The organism is Pseudomonas sp. AM14(2022) (genome assembly GCF_036346455.1).
Classification (GTDB): Bacteria; Pseudomonadota; Gammaproteobacteria; order Pseudomonadales; family Pseudomonadaceae; genus Aquipseudomonas; species Aquipseudomonas putida_A.
This window is the reverse complement of record NZ_JAOTNY010000007.1, coordinates 27,915-38,933: the sequence shown is the minus strand read 5'-3', so window position 1 is coordinate 38,933 and position 11,019 is coordinate 27,915. Positions and strand designations below refer to the sequence as shown.

Here is an 11,019-nt window from a genome sequence, read left to right as displayed (position 1 = left end):
CCTTATTTATCCTCCAGCAGGTGGGTGTTGAAGTCGTTGCGCAGGGCGTCGATGCCTTCCAGGCGATCGGCCAGATCGGGGCTGCGCAGGGTCAGGCAGGCAATCAGCGCCTCGACCTGGGCCAGCGCCGGCACCATGGTGTCGAACGGCGAGGCCGATTCCACCGGGGCGCTGATGATCAGGTCAGCCAGTTCGCGCAGCGGCGAGGCGTAGATGTCGGTGAACAACACCACCCGAGCGCTGTTACTTTTTGCCGCCGAGGCCACCCGCAGGGCCTGGGACTGGTAGCGCCGATAGTCGAACAGCAGCACCACGTCCTGGCGTTGCAGATCGAACAGGCGGTCGGGCAGTTGTGCGTTGTCCTCCAAGGCAAAGCAGCCGGGCCGCAGCAAGCGCAGGTGGTTGAGCAGGTAGTTGGCCATCAGGCTGCTGAAGCGCCCGCCGAAGCAGTAGATCTGGTGCCGGGTATCGAGCAGCCAGTCGAGCAGAATGCGCACGTCTTCGGGTTGCGTCAGAACCTGGGTTTCCACCAGCAGGCGTTGGCTGTCAGCCAGATAATGGCCCCAGGCATCGTCTTTATTGAGGTGCGAGCGTGGCTGCAACAGGGTGCGCGGCGAACGCAGGCGGTGGTCCATGTCGCTGAGCAGGGCGTCCTGAAACTCGGCATAACCGCCAAATCCGAGCTTCTTCACCAGCCGCACGATGGTCGGATCGCTGACGCCGGCGTGTTCGGCCAGACGCGCCATCGGACCCAGGCCGTTGCGTGGATACTGGTCGAGCAGGGCGCGAATCACTTTGCGCTCCGACGGCGTCAGTTCCAGGCCGGGGTCGGTGATCAAGTCTCTGAGAGGGGGCATCCGGGCTCCTGCTGGATGAAGGGGGGGGTGTTGAATTCGTTTCACAATCCGTTAAAACAGTATTTATGTAACTCAGGTTACATGTCTAGTGAATTTTTAGCGTTGGCGATTCGACGTTTAAATAAGCTCACAACCCTGAGTAACAAGGGCTACACCTGAGTCTGTGCCTCTTGTAGTCCATTGCCTCCAAGCGTGTCAGACATTGCCGCTTTTTCTACTTCAGAGTACTGGGCTGGAGGTTCACGAGATCCCCTGAAGCGACCGGGTTACGGCACAATTGCCACAAGACCGGCGATTTGCCGCCGATTCAGCTGATGTTCATCGAGTGAAATCCTGTGCAGTCCACCCGTTTGACTTTGATTTGCCACGCGCGAACCGTCGCACAGAAATTGTCGCGTTTTCCTACGAACGAGCCTGTTGAAAATTCGCCATTGGCGCTCGGCGCGTTGGCCGCGAAGTTCGCCAGCGCCAGTCGTTTGTTGTGCGGGCCGGAATTGCGTACGCGCCAGACTGCCGAGTGGTTCGGTGCGGCGCCGCAAGTGGACGAAGCGCTGCGCGATTGCGATTTGGGGCGCTGGCACGGGCAAGCGATCAAGGATCTGCAAGTGCGCGAAGCCGAGGCCTTGCAGGCGTGGATCAATGATCCGCAGGCGGCACCGCATGGTGGCGAGTCGGTAATGCAGTTGAGCGAACGCGTGGCGGCATGGCTGACCAGTCTGCAAGGCGTATCGGGGCACATCGTCGCCGTCACCCATCCGTTTGTGGTGCGTGCGGCACTGATGCAGGTGTTACAGGGCGCGGCGTTCAACGCCATTGATGTTGAACCGTTGTCCATGGTTGAACTGCGGTTCAACGGCATCTGGCGGCTACGCTTGGCGGGTATCGATCTTGCGGGAGCACTGTAATGAAACGACTGCTAGTGATTGGCATCGGCGCCGGAAATCCCGACTACATCACGATGCAGGCGGTAAAGGCGCTGAATCAGGTCGACGTGTTCTTTCTGATGGACAAAGGCCCGAGCAAGGACAAACTGATCGATTTGCGTCGCGACATCTGTGCGCGTTACATCACCGATCCTGCGTATCGCTTCGTCGAATCCCACAGCCCCGAGCGCGCGCGCGGCGACGTGGACTACACCCGCGCGGTCGATGATCTGAACCGTGCCAAGCAGGAAACCTTTGAACGACTGATCAATGAAGAATTGGCTGACGAGCAGTGCGGCGGTTTCCTCGTGTGGGGCGACCCGGCGCTGTACGACAGCACGATTCGTATCCTGCAGGCGATTCTGGTGTCAGGTCGCTGTGCTTTCGAGTTTGAAGTGATCCCCGGGATTACCAGTGTTCAGGCGCTGGCCGCGCAGCATAAAGTGCCGTTGAACAGCATTGGCCGGTCAATTGAAATCACCACTGGCCGGCGTCTGGCGGCGGGGCAGGTGAGTGACACGGGCAGCCTGGTGGTGATGCTCGATGCCGAGGACTCTTACCACAGCGTGGCGGATCAGCAGACCGAGATTTACTGGGGCGCTTACCTCGGCACGCCGGATGAGATTCTGATCAGCGGCAAGCTCAAGGATGTTGCGGATCAAATCGAGCGCACGCGTAAAGCGGCGCGGGCCGAGCATGGTTGGATCATGGATACCTATCTGTTGCGCAAGCCTTGATTTGTAGGCTGTCGGTGCAGGCCTCATCGCGGGCAAGCCCGGCTCCCACAGGTTTCTGAGTTGAAATAAGGTGGTGTGTACGACGCAAAACCTGTGGGAGCTGGCTTGCCAGCGATGGCGTCCGGAAATTCACCTCAGGAAATGGCTTTGACCCCACGCCCAAACCGCTCCCGATACACCGACGGCGGCACCCCGACCACGCTGCGAAACGCCACGCGAAAACTTTCCACCGAGCGATAACCGCAGCGCTGGGCGATCTGCTCGGTGTTGTACACGCTGCTCTCCAGTAACTCCCGCGCCCGAGCCAGTCGCTCGTGTTGCAGCCACGCTTTGGGCGATTGCCCGCTGGCCTCGGTGAAACGGCGCAGAAAGGTGCGCTCGCTCATCGCCGCTTCGCTGGCCAGATCGCGCACTTCCAGCGGTTGGTGCAAGCGCTCGCGGGCCCACTGCATCACCCGCGACAAGTCGTTGCGCGGCGTCGCGCTGACCGGCGTCGGGATGAACTGTGCCTGACCGCCAGTGCGTTGCGGCGACATCACCAGACGCCGGGCCACTGAATTGGCGACCTGGGTGCCGAAGTCCCGTGCCAGCAGATGCAGGCAGGCATCGATCCCGGCGGCGCTGCCCGCCGAGGTGATCAACTGGCCGGAGTCGACGTAAAGCACATCCGGATTGACCGCGATCGCCGGGTAGCGTCGCGCCAGTTCATCGGTGTAGCGCCAGTGGGTGGTCGCACCGTGGCCGTCGAGCAAGCCACTGGCGGCCAGCACAAACACCCCTGAGCAAATTGACAGCAACCGCGCACCCTGGGCGTGGGCCTGTCGCAAGGCGTCGATCAGCGCCGGCGGCACCGGGGCCTCGCGGTCGCGCCAACCGGGAATGATGATGGTGCGCGCCTGCGCCAGCAGCTCCAGGCCGCCGTCGGCCAATACGTGAATCCCGCCCATGGCGCGCATCGGCCCTTGATCGACGGCGACGATGCAGTGCTCGTACCACGGGAAATCGAATTCCGGCCGGGGCAGGCCGAAAATCTCCACGGCGATGCCGAACTCGAAGGTACAGAGGCCATCGTAGGCCAGAATCGCGACCAATCCAGGTGAGTCAGGCATTTGGCGGAAAATTCCCGGTGAGTGTCTTGCGCGCCACTGTAGCGCCAAGTGCCGGCCCGATAAAGTCTGCTCACACCCCAACAGATGAAGGAGCCACACAACATGACCAGCTTGGTTCGCGACATTCCTGCTGCACCGTCGGCGATTGCCCTGATGCATTTCAGCAACCGTCTGACGTTTGAAACCGATTGTTCTGACGTGTACAGCAGCCAGGAAGCCGGTGAAGTCGATTTTGTCCTGGTCGATGTGCGCGGGCCTTTGGCGTTCGAGCGCGGTCACGTGCCGGGCGCGATCAACATTCCGACCCGCTTGCTGACCGCCGAAGGCCTGGCGGAGTATTCGACGAGCACGTTGTTCGTGGTCTATTGCGCCGGCCCGCACTGCAACGGCGCCAACAAGGCTGCGGTGAAACTGGCGGCGTTGGGTTACCCGGTCAAGGAGATGATCGGCGGCGTGACCGGCTGGCTGGATGAGGGTTTTTCGCTGAGTGTCGAACAGCCTGCCCGAGTTGTCATTGCCTGCGAATGCTGACAGTTTTTTCAGCCATTTCCTGAGCAGAATCGGAGTTTGTCCTACAGCCTTTGCACCATGTCGGCGCACCGTTGATCCCGGTCAACGCGTGCGCCGATTTTCTGTAAGTATTTGTCGCCTAAACACAATTTGCCCTGTGCGCGCCGCCATAGACTGCCGGCCACGTCGGTTTTTGCTGCTCAATGGCCATGACCGAACGCCAATCGAAAGCTGCCAATAAAAGCCTCCGCACACAGGAGTAATAAATGAAGAAGCTAGTGATGTTCGGTGCCCTGGCACTGTCGATGTTGTCCCTGACCGCAGTGGCCGAAGACGCCAAACCGATTCGTCTGGGGATCGAAGCCGCTTACCCGCCATTCTCGATGAAAACCGCTGATGGCAAACTCACCGGGTTCGACGTCGATATCGGCGATGCCCTGTGCAAACAGATGGACGTCAAATGCGTGTGGGTCGAGCAGGAATTCGACGGTCTGATCCCGGCACTCAAAGTAAAGAAGATCGACGCGATCCTGTCCTCGATGACCATCACCGACGACCGCAAGAAAAACGTCGATTTCACCATCAAGTACTACCACACCCCGGCGCGCTTCGTGATGAAGGAAGGCTCCGGTGTCAAAGACCCGCTGACCGAGCTCAAGGGCAAGAAAGTCGGCGTGCTGCGCGCCAGTACCCACGACCGCTACGCCACCGACATGGCCAAGGACGCCGGGTTTGAAGTGGTGCGCTACGGCTCGCAACAGGAAGCCAACCTCGACATGAAATCCGGTCGTCTTGACGCGATGCTGGCCGACTCGGTCAACCTCAGCGACGGTTTCCTGAAGACCGACGCCGGCAAAGGCTTCGAATTCGTCGGCCCGACCTACGAAGACGCCAAGTACTTCGGCGGCGGCGCGGGCATCGCGGTGCGCAAGGGCGATACCGAGCTGGCCGAGAAATTCAACAAGGCCATCACCGAAATCCGCGCCAATGGCGAGTACAAGAAAGTCCAGGACAAGTACTTCGACTTCGACGTGTACGGCCATTAATACGCTGTAGAAAAAAGTGGTCCCGTTTGCGCGGTGGCCACTTTTTTTATGCTCTGCTTCATAGGAGAACCCTGTAGGAGTGAGCCTGCTCGCGATAGCGGTTTAACATTCAGCCGCTTTAGTGCCTGACACACCGCTATCGCGAGCAGGCTCACTCCTACAGGGGATCTGCGTGATCCAGCCATTCAGGAGTTACCCATGCAACGCATCGACCATGTCCTGCCCTGGAGCCATCTGGGCAGCGAACGTTCCCTCAGCGTCTTCCGTTACGGCGCGGGCAGCCGCAAGGTGTACATCCAGGCCAGCCTGCACGCCGACGAGCTGCCGGGGATGCGCACCGCGTGGGAACTCAAGCAACGCCTCAACGCGCTGGAACAGCAGGGCCGTCTGCAAGGCGTGATCGAGCTGGTACCGGTGGCCAACCCGATTGGCCTCGACCAGCATCTGCAAGGCAGCCACATGGGGCGCTTCGAGTTGGGCAGCGGGAAGAATTTCAACCGCGCGTTTGTTGAACTCAGTGCGCCGGTGGCGGCGCGAATCGGTGAGCAACTGGGCAGCGACGCCGAGGCCAACATCGCGCTGATCCGCCAGACCATGGGCGAGGTGCTCGATGAGCTGCCAGCCCCGGCCTCGCAACTGGAAGCACTGCACCGCTTGCTGCTGCGCCATGCCTGCGATGCCGACATCACCCTCGATCTGCATTGCGATTTCGACGCGGCGATTCACATTTACGCATTGCCGCAACACTGGCCGCGCTGGCAATCGCTGGCGGCGCGACTGAAGGCCGGCGTGGCCTTGTTGTGCGAAGACTCCGGTGGCAGTTCGTTCGATGAATCGTGCTCGTCGCCGTGGCTGCGTCTGGCGCGAGCGTTTCCGAGTGCGGCGATTCCCCCGGCGAACCTCGCCACCACCCTTGAGCTGGGCAGCATGGGCGACACGCGGGTCGATCAGGCGCAGGCCAATTGTGAAGCGATTCTCGGCTTTCTCGCCGAGCAGGGTTTCATCAGCGGCGAATGGCCGGCGGCACCGAGCGAGTGCTGCGAAGGCATGCCGTTCGAAGGCACCGAATATCTGTTCGCCCCGCACCATGGCGTGGTCAGTTTCCTGCGCAATGCTGGGGAGTGGGTCGAGCGGGGCGACGCGCTGTTCGAAGTGGTCGACCCGTTGAATGACCGCCTCACCACTGTTTGTGCAGGCACCAGCGGCGTGTTGTTTGCGATCGATCGTGGGCGTTACACCCAGCCGGGGATCTGGCAGGCCAAGGTGGCGGGGCGCGAGCCGATTCGGGTGGGCAAGCTGATCAACGACTGACAGATTTCCTTGGATTTTCCGGCCTCATCGCGAGCAGGCTCACTCCTACATTTGGAATGCGTTGTCCCTGTAGGAGTGAGCCTGCTCGCGATAGCGGTCTCGCCAGCACCACTCTCTTCAGAGAGTGTTAGGCTCACCGACGAACCCGACACTCTGTGAAGGAAGGCTCTATGTTGAAGGCGTTTGCCCTGTTAACCCTGCTGGCGTCCAGCGCCGTCCACGCGCAAACCACGCTGCAAAGCGATTTGCCACTCAAATACATTGAACAGGTTCACCCGGACGCGAACACTCGGCCGCTGGTGATTTTTCTGCACGGCTACGGCAGTAACGAAGCCGATCTGATCGGTATGAAGTTTCAGCTGCCGGCGCAGTACAACTACCTTTCGGTGCAGGCGCCGTTGGCGTTGGGCGAAGGGCGTTTCCAGTGGTTTCGCAAAAAAGGCGAAGGCGCCTACAACGGTGAGACCGATGATCTGCAGGCCAGCGGTCAGAAACTGCGGGAGTTTGTCGCGCAGGCGGCGAAGAAATATCACGCCAGCCCGGACAAGGTGTACCTGATCGGCTTCAGCCAGGGCGCGATGATGACCTACGAAGTGGGCCTGCGTCCGCCCGTGGCGGTCGGCGGCATTGCAGCGTTGAGCGGACGCCTGTTGCCGGTATTGAAAACCGAGCTCCAGGCGCAGCAACAACCGTTGCCGCTGAAGATCTTCATCGGCCACGGCACCGCCGATGATCGGGTGCCGTACCGCGACGGCACCGCGGCCAATGCGCTGCTGCAAAAACTTGCCTACAAACCCGAGTTTCACGCTTATCCCGGTGTCGGCCACAGCATCAGTTCTGCCGAGCTGCGCGACTTGAACGCCTGGCTGCAGCAGCTCAATCCGTAAGGATCACTTGTCCTTGAGGATGGTTTTCACCAGCGCATCGTGACCGCTCTTGTCGCTGGCCCGGGAAATCACCTGAACCAGCGCCATGCGCTTGCCGGAGGCGGCGAGCAGGGTGGTGTTGAGTGTCTGGCCGCCGCCCTGAGTGGCGGTGCTGTCGACCTGACGCACACCAAGGCCGCTGCTTTTCTGGGTCAGGCTTTTTTCACTGAGCTTATTGAAATCCGGCAGAGCCTTGCGTTGATCATCAATGAAACTCGCCAGGCTGCCATCGAGAAATTCGTTGTCGTTGTCCTTGACGCTGGCGCCGCCGGCGATCTGGTTTTCCGCGGCGATGACCACGGTCTTGGTCGCCTGATTGGTGTACATCGTGCCCTTGGCACCGGTTGGCCCGGCCGGCAGCGGGTCGGCGGTGAAGCCTTTGGGCAGGACGAAGGTGAACTTGCCGTCGAGCATCGACACGTTGTTGGTCGAGGCCTTTTCCTTGGGCTTGGCTGCCTGGGCGTTGAGGGCGCCGAGGCCGGCGACCGCCGCCAGCAACAGGACGACGGCTTTCTTGCTGAGCAATGACATGTGAATCTCCGAGGGATGGTCGCGCCAGGGCGGCGATGATCCCACGGAGCATGCCTGGCATTCCAGCGCGGTTTGTCAGGCGTTTGCGTCAGCCTTGAGGTTGTGGGCTTTTGGCGGGAGTCGGTCGGGCCAGCAACTTGCGGGTGACCCCGAGCATCGCCACCGACACCGCGACACCGGCGATGAATCCGCTGAGGCCGAGACTCGGCAGGGTCAGCGCCGTCACCAGGCAAAATGCCGAGAACGAGTACATGCCGGTCGCCGTCGCCCGCAGCAATGCCGCGGTAAACGCTGGGCCACGAGTCTGCTGAGAGAATACCGCCATCACACTGCCGAGCACCGGGAACACCGCGAGCAAGCCGCTCCAGCGCTCGCCCACAGTACTCGCGAGCATGGTCACCAGCAGCGTCAGCGCCGCACCGGCAATCATCCGCCAGAGCAGTTTGTCCGACTTCGGCGCCGGGCCGTTCAGCACCGGCTGCACGTCGGGAAACAGGTACGGCGCGGCGAGCAGGGCAATCGCCGCCGCAGCGACCGAGAACGTCAGTGACGACGGAATCAGCGACAACACCAGCGCCAGTCCCGCCCACACCGACAGTGACGCCGTCAGCGCCAACGGCCAGTTCGCCCGCTGCGCCACCTGCGCGTAGGTGATGCAGAAGGCGATCATGGCGAACATCGCTGACAGCGCCGCCACCGCCGATTGCGCGGCAAACTGCGGCCCCTGTTCGATGGCGAGGAAAAACAGAATCGGCCCGACCACCACCGGCAGCCCCGACAGCCAACCGGCGACGCTTGGTCCCCAGCGCTTGCCGGCGAGGGAAATCAGCAGCAGGAAACCGGGAATCAGCAGCAGTTTGAGGATCAGCACGCGGGAGGCCTCCGGGGATGGGATGGCCAAGGTAACCGATTGCTGCATTGATCGACAATTTTTGTATACAAAGTCTGCGAGTGATATCCGCTATGCTCTGAAGATCAGGGTTTACCGGAGTCGATGCCGCGATGAGCAAACCATCGAAGTTGCTGCGTGGGTGCTGTGGCATCGGCTTGTGGGCGTTGTTGCTGACGCCGACCTGGGCCAATTGGCAGGACGCCGTGCCCGGCGCGCAAATCATCGGCACCGGCGATTTCAGTGTGTTCGGCTTCGACGTCTACAACGCCCGGTTGTGGAGCGCGGCACGCCCGTTGTCCACCGAGCAGCCCTTCGCTCTGGAGCTGATCTATCGGCGCAAGATCTCCCGCGATGATCTGGTGCAGGCCAGTGTCGATGAAATCAAACGGCTGGCAGGCTCGGGCGTCAGTCCCGCGCAACTGGCCAGGTGGCAAGGGCAAATGGAGCAATCGTTCGTCGATGTGCAGGCCGGCACGCGGATTACGGGCGTGTATCTGCCGGGGCAGGGCGCGCGGTTTTTTGTCGGTCAGCAGTTGCAGCATGAAATCGATGATCCGCAATTTGCCCGGGCGTTTTTCGATATCTGGCTGGATCCGCGTACGCGCAATCCCGAACTGCGTGAGCAACTGTTGGGCATGAGCCGATAGAGTTTTTGTTCTTCAAGGCGCTGACTGAAACCTCTAAGCTGCGTCTTTCGAACTTGTTTCTGGATGTGTGCGTGAAATTCAGCTTACCCAAAATCGCCACCGCGCCGTTCTGCCCGCCGGAGGTGGCCGGCAGTGTCGCGGTGGATCCGAGCGCTTCGTTCTTCAAACGCGTGCTGCGTTTTGCCGGGCCTGGCTTGCTGGTGTCGATCGGCTACATGGACCCGGGCAACTGGGCGACCGCGATCGAGGCCGGTTCGCGTTTTGGTTACAGCCTGCTGTTCGTGGTGTTGCTCGCAAGTCTGGCGGGAATGGTCGTGCAGTGCCTGTGCTCGCGTCTGGGCATCGCCACCGGTCGCGATCTGGCGCAATTGTCCCGCGAGCGCTACAGCACCCCGACCGCACGCCTGCAATGGGTGCTGGCGGAAATCTCGATCATCGCCACTGATCTGGCCGAAGTGCTCGGCTGCGCCCTGGCGTTTCACTTGTTGCTTGGCTGTTCGCTGACCTTCGGCATTGCCCTGACCGCCTTCGACACGCTGCTGGTGCTGGCCTTGCAGAACCGTGGCTTCCGTCGGCTGGAGGCGATCATGCTGGTGCTGGTGGCGACCATCGGCGTGTGTTTCTTCGTTGAACTGGTGCTGATCAAACCCTACTGGCCGGATGTGTTCGCCGGTTTCAAACCGTCGCTCTCGGCGATCAGCGATGCCGCACCGCTGTATCTGGCGATCGGTATTCTCGGCGCGACGGTGATGCCGCATAACCTCTACCTGCACACTTCGATCGTGCAGACGCGGATGATCGGCAAGGACCTGGCCAGCAAGCAGGACGCGGTCAACCTGGCGCGCATCGACACCATCGGCTCGCTGGCGCTGGCGCTGCTGGTCAACGCGGCGATCCTGATTCTGGCGGCGGCTGCGTTTCACCAGTCCGGGCATACCGACGTGGTCGACATTCAGGACGCCTACCACCTGCTCGACCCGCTGGTCGGCGGCGCGCTGGCCAGTGTGATGTTCGGCGTGGCGTTGCTGGCGTCGGGGCAGAGCTCGACGTTCACCGGGACCATCGCCGGACAGGTGATCATGGAGGGTTATCTGAACCTGCGGATTCCCTGCTGGCAGCGGCGTTTGATCACCCGTGGGCTGGCGCTGATCCCGGCGTTCATCGGCGTGTGGCTGATGGGCGATAACGCGGTGGGCAAATTGCTGGTGCTGAGTCAGGTGGTGTTGAGCCTGCAACTGCCGTTTGCGCTGTACCCGCTGATTCGCATGACCAGCGACAAGCAACTGATGGGGCCGTTTGTGAACCGGCTGCCGACCCGGGTGCTGGCGTGGGGATTGTTTGTGGTGATCAGTGGCGCGAATGCCTGGTTGATTCTGCAGATGGTGGTGTGAGCCCTGGTTTTTCTGTTGCCTGAACTGGCCCCTTCGCGAGCAAGCCCGCTCCCACCCTGGAATGCATTCCCCTGTGGGAGCGGGCTTGCTCGCGAAGAGGGAGATCCATTCAAAGAAGATTTTGAATGGGCAAAAAAAC

At 61.3% G+C, this 11,019-nt stretch carries 12 protein-coding genes; 8 read left to right on the top strand and 4 right to left on the bottom strand.

The window, feature by feature from the left end; all coding sequences use genetic code 11:
* Window positions 1–2 precede the first annotated feature (2 nt).
* Entirely contained in the window at window positions 3–857 is an 855-nt protein-coding gene (locus V3W27_RS15435) for a MurR/RpiR family transcriptional regulator (RefSeq protein ID WP_095136620.1), read from the bottom strand.
* A gap of 335 nt (window positions 858–1,192) precedes the next feature.
* On the opposite strand from V3W27_RS15435, the gene V3W27_RS15430 reads away from it, so the two are divergent.
* Window positions 1,193–1,762, top strand: a complete 570-nt coding sequence (locus V3W27_RS15430) for a histidine phosphatase family protein (RefSeq protein WP_442962657.1) — start codon at window positions 1,193–1,195, stop codon at window positions 1,760–1,762.
* Window positions 1,762–2,517: a precorrin-6A synthase (deacetylating) gene (cobF, locus tag V3W27_RS15425; protein ID WP_330206981.1), complete on the top strand. Its 756-nt coding sequence runs from the start codon at window positions 1,762–1,764 to the stop codon at window positions 2,515–2,517. The genes V3W27_RS15430 and cobF overlap by 1 nt, the downstream gene beginning before the upstream one ends.
* A 134-nt stretch (window positions 2,518–2,651) precedes the next feature.
* Here the strand turns inward: cobF and ftrA are convergent, their stop codons facing one another.
* Complete coding sequence (ftrA, locus tag V3W27_RS15420; protein WP_330206980.1) at window positions 2,652–3,626, bottom strand: transcriptional regulator FtrA; 975 nt, start codon at window positions 3,624–3,626, stop codon at window positions 2,652–2,654.
* A gap of 102 nt (window positions 3,627–3,728) precedes the next feature.
* On the opposite strand from ftrA, the gene V3W27_RS15415 reads away from it, so the two are divergent.
* The 4 genes from V3W27_RS15415 (at window position 3,729) to V3W27_RS15400 (ending at window position 7,380) form a co-directional block, all read left to right on the top strand.
* On the top strand, window positions 3,729–4,157 hold the full coding sequence (locus tag V3W27_RS15415; protein ID WP_027611645.1) for a rhodanese-like domain-containing protein: 429 nt from the start codon (window positions 3,729–3,731) through the stop codon (window positions 4,155–4,157).
* 245 nt (window positions 4,158–4,402) lie between these two features.
* Window positions 4,403–5,182 carry an ABC transporter substrate-binding protein gene (locus V3W27_RS15410; RefSeq protein ID WP_003226194.1) on the top strand — a complete coding sequence of 260 codons (780 nt, stop codon included), beginning with the start codon at window positions 4,403–4,405 and terminating at the stop codon, window positions 5,180–5,182.
* A gap of 198 nt (window positions 5,183–5,380) precedes the next feature.
* Window positions 5,381–6,493, top strand: coding sequence for a succinylglutamate desuccinylase/aspartoacylase family protein (locus V3W27_RS15405; RefSeq protein WP_330206979.1), 1,113 nt, complete (start codon window positions 5,381–5,383; stop codon window positions 6,491–6,493).
* Between the two features lie 170 nt (window positions 6,494–6,663).
* Complete coding sequence (locus tag V3W27_RS15400; RefSeq protein ID WP_330206978.1) at window positions 6,664–7,380, top strand: alpha/beta hydrolase; 717 nt, start codon at window positions 6,664–6,666, stop codon at window positions 7,378–7,380.
* 3 nt (window positions 7,381–7,383) lie between these two features.
* Here the strand turns inward: V3W27_RS15400 and V3W27_RS15395 are convergent, their stop codons facing one another.
* Together V3W27_RS15395 and V3W27_RS15390 are read right to left on the bottom strand one after the other, a co-directional pair.
* Entirely contained in the window at window positions 7,384–7,950 is a 567-nt protein-coding gene (locus V3W27_RS15395; protein WP_086792572.1) for a hypothetical protein, read from the bottom strand.
* An 88-nt stretch (window positions 7,951–8,038) separates the two neighbouring features.
* Window positions 8,039–8,821, bottom strand: coding sequence for a hypothetical protein (locus V3W27_RS15390; RefSeq protein ID WP_330206977.1), 783 nt, complete (start codon window positions 8,819–8,821; stop codon window positions 8,039–8,041).
* 131 nt (window positions 8,822–8,952) lie between these two features.
* On the opposite strand from V3W27_RS15390, the gene V3W27_RS15385 reads away from it, so the two are divergent.
* Window positions 8,953–9,489 carry a chalcone isomerase family protein gene (locus V3W27_RS15385; RefSeq protein WP_027611650.1) on the top strand — a complete coding sequence of 179 codons (537 nt, stop codon included), beginning with the start codon at window positions 8,953–8,955 and terminating at the stop codon, window positions 9,487–9,489.
* Between the two features lie 71 nt (window positions 9,490–9,560).
* Window positions 9,561–10,880, top strand: a complete 1,320-nt coding sequence (locus V3W27_RS15380) for an Nramp family divalent metal transporter (protein ID WP_330206976.1) — start codon at window positions 9,561–9,563, stop codon at window positions 10,878–10,880.
* Window positions 10,881–11,019: the final 139 nt, after the last annotated feature.

What these genes read in the sequence shown, in the direction of transcription:
- V3W27_RS15385 (WP_027611650.1), top strand. Translation starts at nt 8,953, where the DNA reads ATGAGCAAACCATCGAAGTTGCTGCGTGGGTGCTGTGGCATCGGCTTG.
- cobF (WP_330206981.1), top strand. Translation starts at nt 1,762, where the DNA reads ATGAAACGACTGCTAGTGATTGGCATCGGCGCCGGAAATCCCGACTAC.
- V3W27_RS15405 (WP_330206979.1), top strand. Translation starts at nt 5,381, where the DNA reads ATGCAACGCATCGACCATGTCCTGCCCTGGAGCCATCTGGGCAGCGAA.
- ftrA (WP_330206980.1), bottom strand. Translation starts at nt 3,626, where the DNA reads ATGCCTGACTCACCTGGATTGGTCGCGATTCTGGCCTACGATGGCCTC.
- V3W27_RS15400 (WP_330206978.1), top strand. Translation starts at nt 6,664, where the DNA reads ATGTTGAAGGCGTTTGCCCTGTTAACCCTGCTGGCGTCCAGCGCCGTC.
- V3W27_RS15435 (WP_095136620.1), bottom strand. Translation starts at nt 857, where the DNA reads ATGCCCCCTCTCAGAGACTTGATCACCGACCCCGGCCTGGAACTGACG.
- V3W27_RS15410 (WP_003226194.1), top strand. Translation starts at nt 4,403, where the DNA reads ATGAAGAAGCTAGTGATGTTCGGTGCCCTGGCACTGTCGATGTTGTCC.
- V3W27_RS15415 (WP_027611645.1), top strand. Translation starts at nt 3,729, where the DNA reads ATGACCAGCTTGGTTCGCGACATTCCTGCTGCACCGTCGGCGATTGCC.
- V3W27_RS15395 (WP_086792572.1), bottom strand. Translation starts at nt 7,950, where the DNA reads ATGTCATTGCTCAGCAAGAAAGCCGTCGTCCTGTTGCTGGCGGCGGTC.